Raw genomic sequence first — 18,544 nt, 5'->3', positions numbered from 1 at the left:
CCCGCGGGCAGGCGGCGGGGCGGACGGCTGCGCCGTGCGGGGCGGACGAGACAGGGGCGAGGGGGCCGTCATGCGTGGCGTGCCGTATGAGGCGTACCAGGTGGACAGCGAGCGGCTGGCGACGGCGTTCGTGGAAGTGGCCGACGCCGCCGTACGAGGTGGTTCCCACGCGCTCGGCGCGCTCGTCGGCAGCTGCGTGTCGCTGCTCGGGGTGGCATCGGCAGTGGCGGTGCTTGAGCCGCCCGCGACGCGGGTCGAGGTCGCGGCGTCCGACCCACGCGGCCTGCGCCTGGAGCGGGCCGCTCTGATGTGGGGCGAGGGCCCCGGCCTGGACTGCCGCAGCTCGGCCACGGCCATCAAAGGGGTGCCGCTCGCTCATCCGTACGCGCGCGCCAACTGGCCGTCGTACACGGCGATGGCCCGCAGTCTCGGTTTCGCGTGTGTGGTGGCGGTGCCGCTGCGCGCCTCGGGCCGGGCGATGGGGTCGCTGAGCCTGCTGTCGGAGCGGTCGGGGCCGCTCGGGCCGGTGCAGCTGCGCCTGGGGCAGCATCTCGCGGACGCGACGGCGTTGGGGGTCGTGCCGCGGGGGCGGGGCTGAGCGGAAGGCTGCCGAGCGGCGCCCCGGTACTTCTCCCCCACGGGTGTGGTCTGGGGGATTTCCCCCAGTCAGGTCGGAGGACAACCTCGTTCCGGCGGATCGTCCCGGTTCCTAGCGTGGATGTCACACGAAGGACGCGACGGCAGAGGGAGTCGTGATGATCGAGGCCAGGGGTCTCACCAAGCGGTACGGGGAGACGGTCGCCGTGGAGGACCTGAGCTTTCGGGTACGCCCCGGATGCGTCACGGGCTTCCTCGGGCCGAACGGGTCGGGGAAGTCCACGACCATGCGCATGATCATGGGCCTTGACCGGCCGGACGCCGGGCACGTCACGATCGACGGCCGCCCGTACGCGGAGCTGGACTGGCCGCTGCGCCGGGTCGGCGCGCTCCTCGAGGCCCGCACGTTCCATCCGGGGCGCAGCGCGCGCAGCCATCTCTCGGCGCTCGCCGCGGGCGGCGGCATCGATCCGGCGCGGGTGGACGCGGTCCTCGAGACCGTCGGCCTGGCCTCGGTCGCGCACCAGCGGGCGGGGGCGTTCTCGCTCGGCATGGCACAGCGCCTGGGGATCGCGTCGGCGCTCCTGGGCGACCCGGCGGTGCTGCTGTTCGACGAGCCGGTGAACGGTCTGGACCCCGAAGGCGTCCGCTGGATACGGGAGTTGTTGCGCTCGCTGGCCGCCGAAGGACGTACGGTCCTGCTGTCGAGCCATCTGATCAGCGAGATGACCCTGACGGCCGATCAGCTGCTGGTGATCGGCCAGGGCCGGCTGCTCGCGGACACCTCGGTGGCCGAACTCACGGCGGGCGGAAGGTCGTTGGAGGAGTCGTTCTTCGCGCTCACCGGAGGCGCGGCCGTGTACCAGGCAGGAGGAGCCCGATGAGCGCCATCACGTACATGCCCGCGCTTGCGGGGCACTACGGCTTCCGGCAGGCCGTCCGGATGGAGTGGATCAAGCTGCGCAGCCTGCGGTCGACGATGTACGCGCTGCTCCTCACGGTGGTCGGCATGATCGCCATGGGGGTCGTGACGATGGCCAACACCAAGGCGCCGCAAGGCGCTTCGAAGGTGGCGGCCTTCGACCCGACGAACAACGTCCTGGCGGGTGTGGCCCTCGGCCAGCTCATCATCGGGGTGCTGGGCGTCCTCGTGATATCCGGCGAGTACGCGTCGGGGACGATCCGCTCGACACTGGCGGCGGTGCCGGACCGGCGGCTCGCGCTGGCTGCGAAGGCGGCGGTGTTCGGCGGGCTCGCGCTGCTGATCGGCGAGGTGGTCACGTTCGTGACGTTCCTCGCGGGGACCGCGGCGCTCTCCCCCGGCGTGCCGGGGCCCTCGCTCGGTGACCCCGCCGTGCTGCGGGCGGTGCTGATGTCGGGTGCGTATCTGGCGATGGTCGGCCTGATGGGCCTCGGGATCGGTGCGATCACCCGGCACACGGCGAGCGCGATAGGTGTCCTGGTCGGCATCACGTATGTGCTGCCCGCGCTTTTGGCCGGGACCACGGGGACGGCGGTCGCGAAGTTCTTCCCGACGATGATCGCGGGGAACTCGCTGGCGGTGACGGTGCCGGTCGACGGGATGCTGTCGCCGTGGGCCGGGTTCGGGGTGCTGTGCCTGTACACAGTGGCGCTCCTCGCCGTGGCCGACCGGCTCCTGGCGCGCCGCGATGCCTGACTTCCCCGTCCTCGGCCTGCCGACGCTCCGCGCCGCGCTGACGGCCTGTGTGACGCGGCGGGCGTGGGCCGAGGCGGCGTACTGCCTCCTGTCCTACGTCCCCGCACTCGCGGGATTCCTCCTCGTGGTGGTCGGGCTGGCCCTGGGGTCGGCGCTGACGCTGACGGTGGTCGGGGCGGTGCTCGGCGCGGTGTTCTTGCTGGCCGGGCTCGGCCTGGCCCGCGGCCTCGGCGCGCTGCACCGGCGCCTCGCGGGCACCCTGCTCGGCGAGCGGGTGGCGGCGCCGGGCCCACCGTCGGCCGAGGGAGGGACGTTCGCCCGTGTGGAGGCGCGGCTGCGGGACGGGGCGGCGTGGCGTGCGGTCGCGTACGTGCTGGTGAAGCTGCCGTTGGCGACGGTGGGCCTGTACGGGGTGATGTGGTGGGTGATCGGAGCGGTGAACATGGCGGCGCCGGTGCGGTGGGTGTTCACGCCCGAGGACCTGACGCTGGTGACGCCGCTGCCGTGGGGCGGGGAGCCGCAGGTGCACTCGCTGGCCGGGGCATTCGGTGTCGCGTTGCGGGGAGTGCTGATCGTGGTGGTCGCCCCGTGGCTGACGCGGGTCGCCGTCATGGCGGATCGCACGCTGATGCCGGCGCTGCTCGGGCCCGGTGAGCTGGCGGACCGGGTGCGCGATCTGGAGGAGAAGCGGGCGCTGGCGGTGGAGGAGGCCAATGAGCGGCTGCGCCGGATCGAGCGGGATCTGCACGACGGGGCGCAGGTCCGCCTGGTGGCGCTCGCGATGAGCCTGGACATGGTGCGCGAGCAGTTGGACGACCGGGACCGGCCGGAGCTGCACCGCATGGTGGAGACGGCGCGGGACAACGCGACGGAGGCCCTCACGGAGCTGCGCGACCTCTCGCGGGGCCTGCATCCGCCCGCGCTCGACGGCGGACTCGGCGATGCGCTGGGCACGCTCGCGGCGCGCAGCACGCTGCCGGTGGACGTCAGCGTGGATCTGCCGGAGCGGCCGGCGCCCGCGATGGAGAGCCTGGCCTACTTCTGCGTGGCGGAGCTGCTGGCCAACGCGATAAAACACAGCGGGGCGCGGCGCTTGGGGGTGGAGGTGGCCGCGGGGGACGGCATCTTGCGGCTCCGGGTGACCGACGACGGGAAGGGGGGCGCACGCAGGGAGCCGGGCGGCGGGCTCGCGGGGCTGGTGCAGCGGGCCCGGACGGTGGACGGGTCGCTCGAGGTGACGAGTCCCGAGGGCGGGCCGACCGTGGTGACGGTGTCGCTGCCGTTGCACACGTAGGTTCGCAGGTTCGGGCGGGTGCGGAGACCATGAACGAGGGAGCGGGATGAACGCGGGGAGTCAGCAGGAGACGGTCCCGGCCATGCGCGTGGTCATCGCCGAGGACGCCGCCGTGCTGCGGGAGTTGCTGGCGCAGATGCTGTCCATGCGGGGGCACGAGGTCGTGGCGGCGGTGAGTGACGCGAATGCGCTGCGCGCGGCCGTGGCGGAGCACCGGCCGGACGTGACGGTGGTCGACATCCGGATGCCGCCGACACACACCGACGACGGGCTGCGGGCGGCGATCGACATCCGGCGCGAGCATCCGGGGACGGGTGTGCTGCTGTTCTCGCAGTACGTGGAGACGAAGTACGCGACGCGGCTGCTCGCCGAGGGCTCGGCGGGCGTGGGGTATCTGCTCAAGGAACGGGTGGCGAACGTCGCGGAGTTCACGGACGCGCTCACCCGGGTCGCGGCGGGCGGCACCGCCCTCGACCCGGAGGTGGTGACCCAGCTTGCCGGGGCGGGCCGGGCGAGCAAGGAGCTGAGCTCGCTCACGGAGCGGGAGCGGGAGGTGTGGGAGCTGATGGCGGAGGGCCGGTCCAACGCGGCGATCGCCGAGTCGCTGCACGTGTCGGCGGGCACGGTCGAGAAGCACGTCGCGGCGGTCTTCGGGAAGCTGGGGCTGCCGGTTTCGGAGGATCACAATCGCCGTGTGCTCGCGGTCATCCGGTTCCTGCACCGAGACTTGACGCATGGCTGACGGGACGAGGCGAACGAAGCGCAGCGCGGGCCTGCTTCTCTTCCGGCGCGCGTCGGAGGGGGTCGAGGTGCTGCTCGGGCACATGGGCGGCCCGTTCTGGGCGCGCAAGGACGCGGGCGCATGGGGCGTGCCGAAGGGCGAGTACGAGGGGGGCGAGACGCCGTGGGAGGCGGCGCGGCGCGAGTTCCAGGAGGAGCTGGGGCTGCCGCCGCCCGAGGGGGTCGCGCTGCCGCTGGGCGAGACGGTGCAGTCCGGTGGCAAGCACGTGACGGTGTGGGCGGTGGAGGCGGACCTGGATCCGGCGGAGATGGTGCCGGGGACGTTCACGATGGAGTGGCCGCGTGGTTCCGGCCGTACGGAGGAGTTTCCCGAGTTGGACCGGGTGGCCTGGTTCGCCCTGGACGCGGCGCGGTCCCGGATCGTGAAGGCGCAGGCGGTGTTCCTGGACCGGTTGGCGGCAGAGGTCTCCTGAGCCCGGTTCGGAGGTCTTGCCCGCGCCGCCAACCGGATCGGTGGGTCGGCTCCTCGGGCCTCCGCCGCCGTCCCCGCCGCCGTACTCGTCCCCCTCGTGAGTTCCTCGATCAGCGCGCGGACGCGGTGCTCGATCTCGTCGCGGATGGGGCGGACGGCGTCGACGCACTGGCCTGCCGGGTCCGGGAGTTGCCAGTCCAGGTACCGCGTGCCCGGGAAGACCGGGCAGGCGTCACCGCACCCCCAGCGCGATCGACAGGGACACGCCGTTGACGGTGACCGATGCTCACGAGGCGGCACCGGCCGTCTCGCCGCGGTCGGGCAGCCGGGTGCCGGCGGGGCGGGTCAGGATGCCGGCCAGACGGTCGGTCATCTCCGGGAGCAGCCAGTAGTAGACCCAGGTGCCGCGCCGCTCGCAGTCGATCAGTCCCGCCTGCCGCAGCAGCTTGAGGTGGTGCGAGATGGTCGGCTGCGACAGGTCGAAAGCCGGAGTCAGGTCGCACACGCAGACCTCGCCGCCCGCCCGTGAAGCGATCATCGACAGCAGCCGCAGACGCACCGGATCACCGAGCGCCTTGAAGACCTTGGCCAGCTCAACGGACTGTTCCTCGTCCAGCGGGGCGGTCAGCAACCCGGGGCAGCACGCGTCGGCGTCACCGGTCTGCCCCAGCACCACCGACCCTTGATTCGACATGCCTCTATATTGACAGCCGCCGATCCAGGGCGCAATGTTGCATCGATAGACATCAATACAACGTCAGCGCAAAACGTCAGCGCGCAAGCAGATGGGAGAACCGCCATGTCCCGTGCACAGCTCGCCCTTCGGGTCAGCGACCTGGAGGCGTCGATCACCTTCTACTCGAAGCTGTTCGGCACCGAACCCGCCAAGCGCCGCGAGGGCTACGCCAACTTCGCCATCGCCGAGCCCCCGCTGAAGCTCGTCCTGATCGAGGGCGAGCCCGGGCAGGAGACCCGCCTCGACCACCTCGGCGTCGAGGTCGAGTCGACGGACCAGGTCACCGCGGCCACGGACCGTCTCAAGGGCGCCGGCCTCGCGACGTTCGAGGAGAACGACACCTCCTGCTGCTACGCCCTCCAGGACAAGGTGTGGGTCCACGGCCCCGGCCGGGAGCCCTGGGAGGTGTACGTGGTCAAGGCCGACGCCGAAACCCTCGGCAAGAGCAAGGACACGGGTGAGAGCGCGCAGGCGGAGTGCGCCTGCGGGCAGTGACCCGGCAAGCCGACGTCTGACGGGCCCGCCCGCGGGTACCCGCCGATTCCCCCGCGCCCGCGTTGCGCACGCACGTGGCGCGCGGGAAGGTCGAAGGAACCGCGCAGAGGAGGTCGGCAGCATGCCCATCGCGACGGTCAACCCGGCGAACGGCGAGACCCTCAAGACGTACGAGGCCCTGTCCCCGCAGGACATCGAGCGCAGGCTCGCCGTGGCGGCGAGCGCCTTCGACTCGTACCGGACGACGACGTTCTTCGACCGGGCGAGGCTGCTTCAGCGGGCCGCCGACCTGCTGGAGGCGGACGCGCCGGACATCGCCAAGGTGATGACGACGGAGATGGGCAAGCCGGTCGCGGCGGCCCGTGCCGAGGCGTTGAAGTGCGTGAAGACGATGCGCTGGTACGCGGAGCACGCGGCGGAGCTGCTCGCGGACGAGCATCCGGCTGAGTCGGACGTGAAGGACTCGGGCGCGGCGCGGGCGCACGTGCGCTACCGGCCGCTCGGCCCGGTGCTCGCGGTGATGCCGTGGAACTTCCCGCTGTGGCAGGTCGTACGGTTCGCGGCGCCCGCCCTGATGGCCGGAAACGTGGGCCTGCTCAAGCACGCGTCGAACGTGCCGCAGACCGCCCTCTACCTGGAGGATCTCTTCCGCCGGGCCGGATTCCCGGAGGGCTGTTTCCAGACGCTGCTCATCGGCTCGGGTGCGGTCGAGGGCATCCTGCGCGACGAGCGGGTGGTCGCGGCGACGCTGACCGGCAGTGAACCGGCCGGCCGTTCCGTGGCGTCGATCGCGGGCGACGAGGTGAAGAAGACGGTTCTGGAGCTGGGCGGCAGTGACCCGTATGTGGTGCTGCCGTCGGCGGATGTGGCGAAGGCGGCCAAGACGGCCGTCACGGCGCGCGTGCAGAACAACGGCCAGTCGTGCATCGCGGCCAAGCGGTTCATCGTGCACGAGTCGGTGTTCGAGGAGTTCCGCGAGGCGTTCGTGTCGGGCATGCGGGCGCTGCGGGTGGGCGATCCGCTCGACGAGGACACCGACGTCGGCCCGCTCTCCAGCGAGCAGGGGCGCAGCGATCTGGAGGAGCTGGTCGACGACGCCGTGGAGAGCGGCGCGACCGTGCTGTGCGGCGGGCAGCGGCCCAAGGACTTCGCCGACCGCGGCTGGTTCTACGAGCCGACGGTCATCGCCGATGTGACCCCCGAGATGCGTATCCACCAGGAGGAGACGTTCGGCCCGGTGGCGACCTTGTACCGGGTCGCGGACCTGGACGAGGCGATCGCCGTCGCCAACGACACGCCCTTCGGGCTGAGTTCGAACCTGTGGACCCGCGACGAGGACGACATCGAGCGCTTCGTCCGCGACAGTCAGGCGGGCGGCGTCTTCGTCAACGGCATGACGGCCTCGCACCCGGCCCTCCCCTTCGGCGGGGCGAAGCGCTCCGGCTACGGGCGTGAGCTGTCGGACCACGGCATCAAGGAGTTCTGCAACATCACCACGGTATGGATCGGGGCCTGAGGGAGGCGACGCCCGGGGGACGCGCCGGGATGATCCTGGCCCCCGCGCACAGGCCGTGCAGCAGATCGCTGCCGGACGTGTGACCGACGGCGAGCACATCGGCGACCGGAGCGAGGAGGTCCGCGCCGGTCGCCGCCGCGTGCAGCACGGCCGCCACCTGGGGAACGCAGTGGCCGTCGGCGGCGTGCCGCAGGAGTGCGGCGGAGACGGGGGTGGTCCGGGTTCCGCGCTGCCCGGCGGTGCCGGCGAGTACGGGCAGCCAGGCGGGCGGACACGGTGCGAGGCGGGCCGCGAGCAGGAGGCCGCACAGGAAGTCGTCGCCGGACGGGGTGGCTCCGGGGCCCAGGCCCACCAGGGCGTCGACGGCACGGCGTTGGGCATGCGGTGGTCCGCTCACGAGGGCGCGGACGAGTGCGGTCGCGGCAGGGCGGACGGCAGGTGCCAGCGGCCGGGGCGGGCGGAGAGCCGCGAGTCGTTCGAGGGCCGGGCCGGGCGGGGTGTCCTGGGCGCGGGGCGGTGCCCAGAACTCACCGGCGGTCAGGCGCAGGCCGCCGACCGCGAGGCCGCCGCCACCGATCCGTCCGGTGTCCCCCGCCGTCCGGCCGTCGAACGGCCGCTCCCCCGCCGCCCGCGGCAGGACGACCGCCGTCGGCACGCGCACGGCCCCCGGCGCGAGCACGGCGAGCGGGGTGTCACCGCCGTACGGCAGCAAGTACAGCGCCTGCCGGGCGACGGCGAGGACCCTGGCCGGGCGGGGCGGCCCGGCCAGGACGTCTCGGGCGAGGGTGCTCACGGTGCAGGAGAGGCGGGCGGGGCTCATGACCTCGACGCGGCGGGCCCCGGCACCGCGAACGCCTCCAGTGCCTTGCGGAAGCACTCCAGCGGGGCGTGCGCCAGGCCCGCGCCGATCTGGCCGATGCCCGGTTCGCGGTGCGCGATGCCCGTGGTGACGACCGGTTCGATGCCGGTGTCGAGGACGGCGCGCACGTCGATACCGACGGGTGAGCCGATGCCGCCGAGGGCCGGCAGGCGATAGGCCTCGTGGCGGGCCAGGGTGATGCGCGCCATGTCACGGCTGGTGCGCAGCGCCTCCTGCACGGTGCCGCCGACGAAGCCGGTGATGGCGGGGGCCGCGGCGAGGGCGAAGCCGCCGAGGCCGTTGGTCTCGGTGATGGCGCTGTCGCCGATGTCGGGGTTGGCGTCCTCGGGCCCGTATCCGGCGAAGTACAGGCCCCGCACCTCGGCGGCGGGCGCCGTGAACCAGGCGTCGCCGAGGCCGCTGACGCGGATGCCGACCTCGACGCCGTTGCGGGCGAACGCCGTGACGAGCGTGGAGTGGGCGACGCCGTGGGCGGCGGAGGTGGCGAGTTTGGCGGCGGCCATCGAGAAGTTGAGGAACCAGTAGTGGTTGTCGGCGAGGAAGTCGAGGGCCTCGGGGCCGTTCGGCACGCGGGCGAGCGGCGCGGCGATGTCCCGCAGCAGCAGCGCGGAGGCCGCGGTGTTGCGGCTGTGGCACTCGTCGCCCATCTGGAGCGCCTGGGCGACGACGGAACGCAGGTCCACGCCGTCGGGCCGGTGGGCGAGGGCGGCGCGCAGGGCGGGGGCGAGCACATCGGCCATCCAGCGCAGCCGGTCCATCACGTCGTCGCCGAGCGCCCCGTAGCGCAGGCAGCGTCCCGCGCCCTCGTTCAGGTTGGCGTAGGCGCGCCGTCCGGTGGCCGGGTCCTCGACGACGAGCACGGGCATCGACGGGGAGGTGATGCCGCCCATGGGCCCGACGGCCTCGTGGTGGTGGCAGGGCTCGAAGCGCAACGCGCCCGCGTCCGCGAGGAGTTCGGCCTGTTCCGGTGTGTCGGCCCACCCTTCGAGGAGCGCGGCGCCGATGACACCGGCGCGCATCGGGCCGCACATGTCGTCCCAGTCGACGGGCGGTCCGGCATGCAGCAGGACGCGTTCGCCGGTGGCGCGGTCGTCGAGGACCGGCAGGACGTCGCGGGCGGTGCGCACGTCGCGCCACACGGGTCGCACGGCGAGCAGTCGGTCGACGGCGGTGCGGTTGGCGGCCTCGACGACTTCGTGGCCGGTGAGTTCTGCGAGCTTCCAGGCGAGGTCGGGGTCGCCGCCCGCGGGCGGCCGCCAGTCGAGGCCGGTCACGTGCGCCCCGGCGGTACGTGGCACGTCGGCGAAGTCGGCGACGCCGACGGCGGCGATGCGGGGCGGCGCGTCACCGGCGCGCAGCAGGTCGGGTGCGAGGTGCGGGGTCATGTGCGGCCTCCTGGGCGGGGGTTGGGGCGGCGCTGCGGGGCGGTGCGTGGTGGCGCGGCGGTGCGCCACGGATACGGCGGCACGGTCACCGCCCCGCCCCGCCCGTCGGCATCAACTCACCGGCCTCCCGGCGCGGTTCACCGTTCCCGGTCACCAGCGACACCGCCCACTCGGCCGCGTCCGTGCTGGTCGGGGCCAACAGCGTCCCCGCCTTCTCCAGCTTCGCCCGCACCGCGTCCGCGTCCTGCGGGTCGCCGTCCGTACCCACGACGAAGGCGATGACCGGGGGACGCCCCCGCTCCCCCGCCCGCTCCAGCTCGGCCGCGAGCGCCCCGGCCGGATCGGCGCCCGCGCCGTGCCCGAGCACGACATCGAGGAGGACCACCGCGGTGTCCGGGGCGGACAGCGCGGCGCGCAGATGGGCGGCGCGCACCGTCGGGTCGATCATCGGGTGCGGTCGGCCCGCGGTGTAGGCGTCGTCGCCGAGGTCGAGCACGAGGTGCCGCTGCGGCAGGTCGATCGCGCGGCCGGGCACGTACGGGTCGGCCTCCGTGGCGGCGTCGGTCAGCAACTGCCGTGCCTCGTAGGCGAAGGTGCCACCCGCGTACAGGGCGCGCAGGTACCGGCCCGGGCCGGGTGTCACCGTCGGAGGCGTCCACGTTGGCACCGGCGCCCCACCGAGCGTTCGTACCGCCTCCCGGGCCGCGTCGCGCAGCGTACCCACCACGGTGACGGGCCGTGCGGCACCCGCGCGCTCCCCGAGCGCGGGGGGCCTCTCGCTGCCGAGGAACGCGGCGACGACCGGCTTGCCCGCACGCCCTGCGCGGGCGATCACGCGCTGGGCGACCTCGGGCGCGGGCGGCTTCGACACCAGAACGATCACCTCGCAGCCGGGATCGGAGGCCAGCAGGTCGAGCGCGTCGAGCGTGGTGCGCGCGCCGACCTGCGCGCTGAGGTCGCGGCCGCCGGTCCCGATCATCTGCCGGACCCCTTCGCCGGCGGCGTCCAGCAGGCACGACACCTGCTGAAGTCCGGTCCCCGAGGCGCCGATCAGGCCGATGCGGCCGGGGCGCAGGACGTTGGCGAAGCCGAGCGGGACGCCGTCCAGGACGCCGGTGCCGCAGTCGGGTCCCATGGCGAGCAGTCCGCGCCGGTGGGCCTCCTCCTTGATGCGGATCTCCTGTTCGACGGGGACGTTGTCGCTGAAGACGAAGGCGTGCATGCCGCTGCGCAGCGCCTTGAGCGCTTCGGCCGCCGCGTACGGTCCTGGCGTGGAGATGAGCGCGAGGGCGGTCGCCGGCTCCGCCTCGCCGAGGGCGCGCGGCACCCAGGTGTCGGGCTCGGAGCTCTCGGATGCGGCGGGTTGTTCGAGCAGCGCGGGCACCTCGCCCAGCGCGCGCTCGATGGCGTCGGCGGTGCCGCGCAGCGCGACGATCAGGTCGGCCGGGCGCGCGGAACGCCCTTCTTCGGTGAGGAGTTGGGCGTCGGCGAGCAGCCGCAGGTTGGGTTCGGTCGCCATGACGAGGCTGGCGGCCGTGATGCCGGGCAGCCCGGTGAGGTGCTGCGCCGCGCGCATCAGGGCGACGGAGTCGGCGTAGGCGTCGCACCGCACGGAGTTCGACGCGAGGGTGTCCGGGGCGGGGTGGCCGTCGGTGGCGGGCGGGGTGGGCTCCATGGCATCGACGCTACGGCCGCCGCCCGGTCGCGGTCTTCGGCGAGCGGTGCCAGCGCGCGGGCGTGGATCACCGGCAGCGGCTGACAGTGACCAGGCCGCCGGCCGCGCACCAGCATGGTCGGGGACACCCGCAGCCGTGCCCCGTCGGACCGCTCACCGAGATCGCCGCCGACGGGCCCGCACACCGATGTATCCGAAGCAGGCAACCGAAAGGTGTCCCTCATGCCCGTCCCCCCGCCGCCTCCTCCGGACCCCGGCGCCCGTGCCCGGCGGGCCGCCGCTGCCACCGAGGACTTCGCCGACGAGCGGCTGCCGCCGGGCAGTGCGCGCCCCACCCTGTCGATCATGCTGGTGCGGATGGGGTTCACGGTCTCGGCGACCGATCTCCTCTACGGAATGTCACTCGGCCTGTTCTTCCCCTTCTGGACCGCGCTGTTGATCGCCCTGGGCTCCTCGCTGGTGGTGAGCGCGGTGTCGATCCTGTGCGGCCTCATCGGCCGGCGGGAGCGGATCACCACGGCGCTCGGGCTTCGGGCCGCGTTCGGGCGCGGCGGCAGCCGGATCCCGTCGTTCGTGATCGCACTGCTGTCCGCCGGGTTCGTCGGCTACAGCACGGGGATCACGGCCGGGGTGCTGCCCGGCGGGCGCGACCCGTGGCTGGGCCTCGTGTACTGCGTGGTGCTCAGCGCCGCGTACACGGCGGTGTCGATCCTCGGGTTCAGCAAGGGGCTGACCTGGGTGGGCCGGATCAGTGTGCCGCTGATGCTGGCGACGGTGCTGGTCGCGGTCGTGGCGACGGTGAAGCACGCGGGCGGGCTCGGCGCCGTCGTCGGCGGTGAGCCGGTGCGGGCCGGGGAGGCGACCGCGCTCGGCCTGTTCGCCCTCGGGATCAACAAGTGGATGACGGGGGCGACCGTCACCCCGGACATCACCCGCTTCGCGCGCAGCGACACCGCCGTGTGGACGACGACCATCGCCGAGTTCATCGTCGGCAACCTCGGCTTCAACCTGCTCGGGATCCTGCTTGGCCTCGGCGTCGGCGAGTCCGACATGGGCGCGGCGTTCGGCGTCGTCGGGGTGGGGGCGCTCGCGACGGTCGCCATCTTCGTGCAGGGCTTTCCGCACGAGGTCAACAACATGTACGCGGCGTCGCTCGCGGGACGGTCGGCGTTCGACGTGCCGCGCATCGCGGTGAACGTCGTCGCGGGCATCCTCGCGTGCGGGCTCGCGTACTACGGCCTGAGCGCCGGGATCCTCGACGCCTTCCTCACGTACCTCGGCCATCTCGGCTATGCCATGCCGCTGATCCCGGGGATTCTGCTCGCCGACTACTTCCTGGTGCGGCGCGGCAGCTACGACCTGTCCGAGGCGGCGGTGGCGGCCGTCAACTGGCGTGCGGTGGCGGCGTTCGCCGCGGGGCTCGGCGTCAATCTCGTCCTCGGCTTCGTACTGGAGGACGAGCTGTGGCATGTGCTGCCGCTGACGGGGGCGCTGCTGTATCTGCTGTTCTCGATTCCCCGGCTGCGCCGCCGTGGGACGCCTGTGGCGAGCCCCGGTACCCGACCCGTCGGCGTCAGTGAGAGCGCGCGCTGAGCAATCGGTGGGCGTGGACGGCCAGTTCCGTCTGGAGCCGGCGCATCGGATCCTTGTCCGGTGCGCCGGTGAGCCGTTCGATCTGCTTGAGGCGGTAGCGCAGGGTGTTGTAGTGCACGTGGAGCTCCTCGGCGGCCTCGACGCCGTTGCGGTCGTGGCGCAGATACACGGTGAGGCTGTGCACGAGGCTGCCGTCGTGCCCGGCGTCGTAGTGGAGCAGCGGTCCGAGGGCGTCGTCGACCAGTGCCTGGAGTTCGCCCGCGGGCAGTTGGTCGAGCAGCCGGTAGACCCCGCTCTCCTCGTGGAGCCGGACGAACGACCGTACCGGCCCCTCCAGTTCACGCCCCAGGGAGAGCGCGCTGAGCGCCTCACTGTGGCTGAGGTGCAGTTCGGCGAAGTCGGCGCGGACCGTGCCCGCGGCGACGCCGACGGCCCGCCCCGGACAGGCGGCGGCGACGGCGCGGCGCAACGCCTCGCAACGGCGGCGCAGTTCGCCGCCGTCCAGGGCAACCAGCGCGGTGAGGCCACCCGGGGTGCCCCAGGCCGGAGTGTGGGCGCCGAGGGCGGTGCGGGCCGCGGCGAGCAGGCGTTCCTCGGTGAGGCGAACGTCGCCGCTGTCGGGCGTCGCCGCGGCCTCGACGACCACGGCGGCGCGCGGCCGCTCCAGGTCCCAGCCGAGGGCCGAGGCCCGGCGTGCCGACTCGGCGCGGTCGCGCGGCGGGTGGGAGACGAGTTCGGTCAACAGCAGGGTGCGGTACCGGCGTTCACGTTCGGCCAGCACGCGCTCCTGTACGGCGAGCATCCCGGCCAGGCTCGCCACATGGTCGGCGGCGGTGCCCCACTCCGCGTCGGGTGCGCAGCCGGGCCCGGCCCACAGGGCGACCTCGCCGCCGCTGCGGTGCCCGACGGCGATCGGTCGGGTCACGGACGCGGGCACCCCCTCGGGCACGTCCCCCGCCGCCGCGAGGAGCGCGCCGTCCGGTCCGCGGATCGCCGCGGCGCAGCCGGTCTCCGCCGCCAGCAGGACGACGAGTTCGCCGTAGGATCCGCCCCCGAGGACGGCCTGCGAGAGCCGGTCGCGCACCGCCTGTGAGCGCTCCAGGCTGAGCGCCTGCCGGTTGAGTACGGTGCCGATGACCTCGGAGAGGATGTCGTTGAGCATGACGTCGCCGGGCAACTCGACGATGGGGAAGCCCAGTTCGTCGGCGCGGCGCAGCATCGGGGCGGGCAGCCTCGGCAGGTAGGGGCCGACCTTCACGCCGAGGGCCGCGAGGCCGCGGGCGGCGAGCTCGGGCACCAGGCCGGTGAGCGCCTGCTCGTCGTCGCGCACGGCGTAGGCGGTGGTGAGCAGGAATTCGCCGCCGCGCATCCAGCGGATGATGTCCGGCACTTCCATGATGTTGGCGACCCTGATGCCGCGTCGCGCGCCCGCTCCCCCGGCCGCCAGACGGGCGCCCGCGAGCGCGGGCAGCTCCAGCGCCTGGGCCACGGTCAGGGCCGCGGTGCCGGCGGGGCGAGGTGCCGTCACGGTGCGCGGAACAGGGGTCACGCAGCTCACTATGGGCGCCGCCGCGGGGGCTGTAAACGCTCGTGACACAAGGTTGTATACGATTCCTGGATACGGCCAAGGTGCCACGGACGTCCCCACGGACCACCCCCACCCGGCCGCCCCTGAGGCACTGTCAGCGAGCGTCAACACCCTCGCGCACACGCTGGCACCGACTGCCCATGACCCCCGAGGCCGCGGTTCCTATCGTCCTGACATGCCTCCAGGAACCGCGCCCCCACCAGCCGCTTCGCCTGTACGGCCGTCGACGGTGACCCGTCCGGCCGCTCCTGTCACGGTCCTCGCCATCGGCGGCAACGCGCTCCTCAACGGCGGCCCGCGCGCCACCATCGCGGAACAGTTCGCCGCCGCCCGGCAGTTGGCGCGTCCGGTGGCCGAGCTCGTCCGTGCGGGGCACCGTGTGGTCGTCACGCACGGCAACGGGCCGCAGGTCGGCTTCATCAAGCGGCGCGCCGACCTCGCGGCCGAGCTGGCCCCCGAACTCCCACTGCTCGACCTCGACATGTGCGTCGCCGACTCGCAGGGCAGCATCGGCTACATCCTCGTGCGCGGCCTGTCCGACGCCCTGCCGCCCGGCTCCCGGCCGGTGGCGCTGCTCACGCACACCGTCGTCGACCCGGACGACCCGGCGTTCGCCCGGCCCACCAAACCCATCGGCTCCCACTACGTGCGCGCGGAGGCGGAGCGGCTCGCCGAGCGACACGGGTGGACCGTCGTCAACGACGCGGGGCGCGGCTGGCGGCGCGTCGTCCCCTCACCCGCGCCGCAGGCGGTCGTCGAACTGGACGCCGTCGCAGCCCTGTTGGCCGCGGGGCACGTCGTGGTGGCGGGCGGGGGCGGCGGCATCCCCGTCACGCGGGGCCCGGACGGGGCGCTGTGCGGAGTGGAGGCGGTCGTCGACAAGGACGCGACGTCCGCGCTGCTCGCCTCGGCTCTCGGCGCGGAGGAGCTGATCGTGACGACCGGCGTCGAACGGATCGCCCTCGACTGGGGCACCCCGCACCATCGCGACCTCGACCGGATGGACACGGCGCAGGCCCGCGAGCATCTGGCGGCGGGCCAGTTCCCCGAGGGCAGCATGGGCCCGAAGGTGCGCTCGGCCCTGGACTTCCTCGCGGCCGGCGGCCACCGTGTGCTGATCACGTCGCCGGGCGCGCTGAGCGAGGCACTGCGCGGCACGACGGGCACGCGCATCGTCCCGCGGGACCGCACTCGACCGCACTGACCGGTCGGTCAACGGCGATCGCAACACGACGGCTTCGGAGCCGTAACACGCCGTCGGCAGCACCATCCCCGCCGCGGGCTTCCCCTTCCTCTTCTCGCCCTTCCTCTTCTCGCCCTTCCTCTTCTCGCCCTTCCTCTTCTCGCCCCTCACTCTTCTCCCTCACGGCCGAAGGACCTCATATGACGCTGACCTCCGCCGCCCCCTCCCCCGACGCCATGCCCGTCGACGGCCGCCACCACCTGACCACCACGCCCGACACCGCCCGCTGGGGTGTGCTCCCCCGCGCGGACAGCGCCCCGGTGCTGAAGGTCGACGACGGCGACACGGTCACGTTCGACCTCGTCTCCCACGAGGGGATCCTGCCGGACCAGGGACGCGACCCGGTGGAGTTCTTCGGCGGCTACGGAGTGCCGGCCCACCAAGTGCCGCGCGACGCACAGGAGATAGCGGCCTCCGACCTCGGCCGCGAACCGGAGGGCCTCATCGGCCCGCACATCGTCACCGGCCCCGTCGCGGTGCGCGGCGCACGCCCCGGTGACCTGCTGTGCGTGCGCACCCTGAGCCTGCACCGGCGCACCCACTACGGCATCGTCTCCAACCGGCACACCCGAGGCTCCCTGCCCGACGAACTCCCGGACCCGGACATCGAGTTCACCGGCCCCGACACCAGGCGCGCCCGGGAGGGCACGGTCTCCTCGTTCTGCACGGTCGAGCGCGACGGCGACGGCACCGAGTTCGGTGTGCTGCGCTGCACACCGACGCTGAGCGCGCGCTTCCCGCTCGGCCCGTTCGTCGGGATCATGGGCGTGACGGACGACAGCCCGGACACACTCAGTTCGGTGCCGCCGGGCCCCTTCGGCGGCAACCTCGACATCAAGCACCTGACCTGCGGATCGAGCCTGTATCTGCCCGTAAGGACCGAGGGTGCGGGCTTCTACGCGGGCGACCCGCACTTCGCGCAGGGCAACGGGGAGGTGGCGCTCACCGCCCTGGAGGCGCCGCTGCGGGCCACCGTCCAGCTGTCCGTGGTGCGCGGCGAGGCGGCGCGGCGGGTGACCGGGCTGCTCGCGGAGCCGTTCGCCGAGACCCGTACGCACTGGATCCCGTTCGGGCTCGACGCCGACCTCGACGAGGCGATGCGCAGGTGCGTGCGCAACGCGCTCGCCTTCCTCACCGCGCGCACCGGCATGGACCGGGCCACCGCGTACGCGTATCTCAGCGCGGCGGCGGACTTCGAGGTCTCGCAGGTCGTCGACCAGATCAAGGGCGTCCACTGCCTGATCCGCAAGGCGGACTTCCCCGCCGGGACGTAACCCCCCCGATTCACCCCCAGGTCGCGCCCGCACGCACCGCACTCGCACCCGCACCCGCCCGTCACGCATCTCTCGACCGAAGGAGAACCACCGTGACCGCTCTGCTGCTGCGCCACGCGCGTGTGGAGGACTCGCCCGACCCGACCGACGTCCGCGTCCGCGGCGGACGGATCGAGGCCATCGGCCCCGGTCTCGCTCCGCCGGACGAGGCCGGCGCCGAGATCCTCGACTGCGCGGGCCGTGTCGTCGTGCCCGGCCTGATCGAGGCACATCTGCACCCGGACAAGGCACTGCTCGACGGATCGACCCCGGAGGGCACCGGGTCCCTCGCGGACGCCATCAGGATCACCGCGCGGCTCAAGGCCGGATTCACCTACGCCGAGGTACGCGCGCGTGCCGAGCAGGTGCTGCGCATGTGCGTCCTGAACGGCACCACCACGATCCGCGCCCACCCCGACGTCGACCCGGTGGCGGGTCTGACCGGGCTCAATGTCCTGCTGGAGCTGCGCGAGACGTGGGCGGCCCTGGTCACCCTCCAGGTCGTCGCGTTCCCCCAGGAGGGCATCCTCAAGTCGCCCGGCACGGAGAAACTGCTCCGTGAGGCGCTCGACGCGGGAGCCGACGTCGTCGGGGGCTGCACCTACAACGAGGCGTCCCTCGCCGACTGCCACCGACACGTCGAACTGGTCCTCGACCTCGCGGCGGAGTACGGCGTCCCGGCCGACATGCACGCGGACTTCGGCGACGACCACGGCGACAGCCGCTTCGCGCTCGCCGAGTTCATCGCCGCCCGCACCGCCGAGCGCGGCCTTCAGGGGCGGGTGACCCTCGGCCACGCCACCTCGCTGGCCGGGCGCCCGCCCGCCGAGCGGAGCGCCGCCCTCGCCGCGCTCGCGGCGGCCGGGGTCGCGATCGTGCCGCTGCCCGCCACGGACCTGTTCCTCGGTGGTCGCGGCGACGACACGGCGCCGCGCCGCGGCCTGGCCCCCGTGCGCGAACTCTGGGACGCGGACGTGCTCACCGCCTGTGCCACCAACAACATCCGCAACGCCTTCACCCCGTACGGCACCGGGGACGTCCTGGAGACGGCGCTGCTGCTCGCCCGCGTCGCGCAACTGTCGGGCCCGGCCGATCTGCGCCGGGTGCTGCGCATGGTGACGTACGACGCCGCGCGCGTGATCGGCGTTCCGGAGGCGGACTACGGGGTGCGCGAGGGTGCGGTGGCGGATCTCGTCGTCCTGGACACCCATGACTACGCCACGCTGCTCCTGGACCGGCCCGCCCGCACCGCCGTCATCAAGTCGGGTCGCGTGGTGGCCCGCTCGACGGTCACCGCGGAACTCGACGGTTCCCTCGTCGCGAGCGAGGTGGCCTGAC

General features: G+C 73.4%; 17 protein-coding genes and 1 pseudogene. 12 read left to right on the top strand and 6 right to left on the bottom strand.

Annotation, left to right across the window (positions count from 1 at the left end; translation table 11 throughout):
* Positions 1-70: 70 nt before the first annotated feature.
* From ACNYS0_RS41660 to ACNYS0_RS41635, 6 genes are all read left to right on the top strand, one after another.
* Positions 71-598, top strand: coding sequence for a GAF domain-containing protein (locus ACNYS0_RS41660; RefSeq protein ID WP_422481946.1), 528 nt, complete (start codon positions 71-73; stop codon positions 596-598).
* Between the two features lie 157 nt (positions 599-755).
* The gene (locus ACNYS0_RS41655) at positions 756-1,481 is read left to right on the top strand and encodes an ABC transporter ATP-binding protein (RefSeq protein ID WP_422481944.1); all 726 of its coding nucleotides are present in this window, start codon (positions 756-758) and stop codon (positions 1,479-1,481) included.
* Positions 1,478-2,275, top strand: a complete 798-nt coding sequence (locus ACNYS0_RS41650) for an ABC transporter permease (RefSeq protein ID WP_422481942.1) — start codon at positions 1,478-1,480, stop codon at positions 2,273-2,275. The genes ACNYS0_RS41655 and ACNYS0_RS41650 overlap by 4 nt, the downstream gene beginning before the upstream one ends.
* Positions 2,268-3,569, top strand: a complete 1,302-nt coding sequence (locus ACNYS0_RS41645; RefSeq protein ID WP_422481940.1) for a sensor histidine kinase — start codon at positions 2,268-2,270, stop codon at positions 3,567-3,569. Before ACNYS0_RS41650 ends, ACNYS0_RS41645 begins: the two co-directional genes overlap by 8 nt.
* A gap of 82 nt (positions 3,570-3,651) precedes the next feature.
* The gene (locus ACNYS0_RS41640; protein ID WP_422482911.1) at positions 3,652-4,311 is read left to right on the top strand and encodes a response regulator transcription factor; all 660 of its coding nucleotides are present in this window, start codon (positions 3,652-3,654) and stop codon (positions 4,309-4,311) included.
* Complete coding sequence (locus ACNYS0_RS41635; protein ID WP_422481938.1) at positions 4,304-4,783, top strand: NUDIX hydrolase; 480 nt, start codon at positions 4,304-4,306, stop codon at positions 4,781-4,783. The genes ACNYS0_RS41640 and ACNYS0_RS41635 overlap by 8 nt, the downstream gene beginning before the upstream one ends.
* A 98-nt stretch (positions 4,784-4,881) precedes the next feature.
* Here ACNYS0_RS41635 and ACNYS0_RS41630 read toward each other — a convergent pair.
* A pseudogene (locus ACNYS0_RS41630) lies at positions 4,882-5,025 on the bottom strand (phosphotyrosine protein phosphatase); the annotation flags it as partial.
* A 43-nt stretch (positions 5,026-5,068) separates the two neighbouring features.
* Positions 5,069-5,476 carry an ArsR/SmtB family transcription factor gene (locus ACNYS0_RS41625; protein WP_422481936.1) on the bottom strand — a complete coding sequence of 136 codons (408 nt, stop codon included), beginning with the start codon at positions 5,474-5,476 and terminating at the stop codon, positions 5,069-5,071.
* Positions 5,477-5,581: 105 nt separating this feature from the next.
* Here ACNYS0_RS41625 and ACNYS0_RS41620 point away from each other — a divergent pair, with 105 nt between their 5' ends.
* Positions 5,582-6,013, top strand: coding sequence for an ArsI/CadI family heavy metal resistance metalloenzyme (locus ACNYS0_RS41620; protein ID WP_422481934.1), 432 nt, complete (start codon positions 5,582-5,584; stop codon positions 6,011-6,013).
* A 121-nt stretch (positions 6,014-6,134) separates the two neighbouring features.
* On the top strand, positions 6,135-7,529 hold the full coding sequence (locus ACNYS0_RS41615) for an NADP-dependent succinic semialdehyde dehydrogenase (RefSeq protein WP_422481932.1): 1,395 nt from the start codon (positions 6,135-6,137) through the stop codon (positions 7,527-7,529).
* Here the strand turns inward: ACNYS0_RS41615 and ACNYS0_RS41610 are convergent.
* From ACNYS0_RS41610 to ACNYS0_RS41600, 3 genes are all read right to left on the bottom strand, one after another.
* Positions 7,504-8,349 (bottom strand): oxamate carbamoyltransferase subunit AllH family protein, encoded by an 846-nt coding sequence (locus tag ACNYS0_RS41610; protein WP_422481930.1) that lies wholly within the window; start codon positions 8,347-8,349, stop codon positions 7,504-7,506. The genes ACNYS0_RS41615 and ACNYS0_RS41610 overlap by 26 nt on opposite strands.
* Positions 8,346-9,794, bottom strand: coding sequence for a YlbE family protein (locus tag ACNYS0_RS41605; protein ID WP_422481928.1), 1,449 nt, complete (start codon positions 9,792-9,794; stop codon positions 8,346-8,348). The genes ACNYS0_RS41610 and ACNYS0_RS41605 overlap by 4 nt, the downstream gene beginning before the upstream one ends.
* An 85-nt stretch (positions 9,795-9,879) precedes the next feature.
* A complete protein-coding gene (locus tag ACNYS0_RS41600) occupies positions 9,880-11,469 on the bottom strand; it encodes a transcriptional regulator (protein WP_422481927.1) in 1,590 nt (529 codons plus the stop codon).
* Between the two features lie 222 nt (positions 11,470-11,691).
* Between ACNYS0_RS41600 and ACNYS0_RS41595 the strand changes: the two genes are divergently transcribed.
* Entirely contained in the window at positions 11,692-13,062 is a 1,371-nt protein-coding gene (locus ACNYS0_RS41595) for a purine-cytosine permease family protein (RefSeq protein ID WP_422481926.1), read from the top strand.
* On the opposite strand, the gene ACNYS0_RS41590 is transcribed toward ACNYS0_RS41595, so the two are convergent.
* The gene (locus ACNYS0_RS41590; RefSeq protein WP_422481924.1) at positions 13,043-14,611 is read right to left on the bottom strand and encodes a PucR family transcriptional regulator; all 1,569 of its coding nucleotides are present in this window, start codon (positions 14,609-14,611) and stop codon (positions 13,043-13,045) included. The two genes, ACNYS0_RS41595 and ACNYS0_RS41590, sit on opposite strands and share 20 nt — an antisense overlap.
* Positions 14,612-14,825: 214 nt before the next feature.
* On the opposite strand from ACNYS0_RS41590, the gene ACNYS0_RS41585 reads away from it, so the two are divergent.
* From ACNYS0_RS41585 to ACNYS0_RS41575, 3 genes are all read left to right on the top strand, one after another.
* Positions 14,826-15,854, top strand: a complete 1,029-nt coding sequence (locus ACNYS0_RS41585; protein WP_422481922.1) for a carbamate kinase — start codon at positions 14,826-14,828, stop codon at positions 15,852-15,854.
* Positions 15,855-16,033: 179 nt separating this feature from the next.
* Entirely contained in the window at positions 16,034-17,167 is a 1,134-nt protein-coding gene (locus ACNYS0_RS41580; protein ID WP_422481920.1) for an acetamidase/formamidase family protein, read from the top strand.
* Positions 17,168-17,259: 92 nt separating this feature from the next.
* A complete protein-coding gene (locus ACNYS0_RS41575) occupies positions 17,260-18,543 on the top strand; it encodes an amidohydrolase family protein (protein WP_422481918.1) in 1,284 nt (427 codons plus the stop codon).
* Position 18,544 lies beyond the last annotated feature (1 nt).

It is taken from the genome of Streptomyces anthophorae (assembly GCF_049310305.1).
GTDB lineage: Bacteria > Actinomycetota > Actinomycetes > Streptomycetales > Streptomycetaceae > Streptomyces.
Note: the sequence above shows the minus strand (reverse complement) of the source record. Positions and strands in the feature narration are given on the sequence as shown.

Bases quoted from the DNA above. Each gene is read 5' to 3' on its own strand.
- ACNYS0_RS41660 (WP_422481946.1), top strand. From the start codon at position 71: ATGCGTGGCGTGCCGTATGAGGCGTACCAGGTGGACAGCGAGCGGCTG.
- ACNYS0_RS41655 (WP_422481944.1), top strand. From the start codon at position 756: ATGATCGAGGCCAGGGGTCTCACCAAGCGGTACGGGGAGACGGTCGCC.
- ACNYS0_RS41650 (WP_422481942.1), top strand. From the start codon at position 1,478: ATGAGCGCCATCACGTACATGCCCGCGCTTGCGGGGCACTACGGCTTC.
- ACNYS0_RS41645 (WP_422481940.1), top strand. From the start codon at position 2,268: ATGCCTGACTTCCCCGTCCTCGGCCTGCCGACGCTCCGCGCCGCGCTG.
- ACNYS0_RS41640 (WP_422482911.1), top strand. From the start codon at position 3,652: ATGCGCGTGGTCATCGCCGAGGACGCCGCCGTGCTGCGGGAGTTGCTG.
- ACNYS0_RS41635 (WP_422481938.1), top strand. From the start codon at position 4,304: ATGGCTGACGGGACGAGGCGAACGAAGCGCAGCGCGGGCCTGCTTCTC.
- ACNYS0_RS41625 (WP_422481936.1), bottom strand. From the start codon at position 5,476: ATGTCGAATCAAGGGTCGGTGGTGCTGGGGCAGACCGGTGACGCCGAC.
- ACNYS0_RS41620 (WP_422481934.1), top strand. From the start codon at position 5,582: ATGTCCCGTGCACAGCTCGCCCTTCGGGTCAGCGACCTGGAGGCGTCG.
- ACNYS0_RS41615 (WP_422481932.1), top strand. From the start codon at position 6,135: ATGCCCATCGCGACGGTCAACCCGGCGAACGGCGAGACCCTCAAGACG.
- ACNYS0_RS41610 (WP_422481930.1), bottom strand. From the start codon at position 8,349: ATGAGCCCCGCCCGCCTCTCCTGCACCGTGAGCACCCTCGCCCGAGAC.
- ACNYS0_RS41605 (WP_422481928.1), bottom strand. From the start codon at position 9,794: ATGACCCCGCACCTCGCACCCGACCTGCTGCGCGCCGGTGACGCGCCG.
- ACNYS0_RS41600 (WP_422481927.1), bottom strand. From the start codon at position 11,469: ATGGAGCCCACCCCGCCCGCCACCGACGGCCACCCCGCCCCGGACACC.
- ACNYS0_RS41595 (WP_422481926.1), top strand. From the start codon at position 11,692: ATGCCCGTCCCCCCGCCGCCTCCTCCGGACCCCGGCGCCCGTGCCCGG.
- ACNYS0_RS41585 (WP_422481922.1), top strand. From the start codon at position 14,826: ATGCCTCCAGGAACCGCGCCCCCACCAGCCGCTTCGCCTGTACGGCCG.
- ACNYS0_RS41580 (WP_422481920.1), top strand. From the start codon at position 16,034: ATGACGCTGACCTCCGCCGCCCCCTCCCCCGACGCCATGCCCGTCGAC.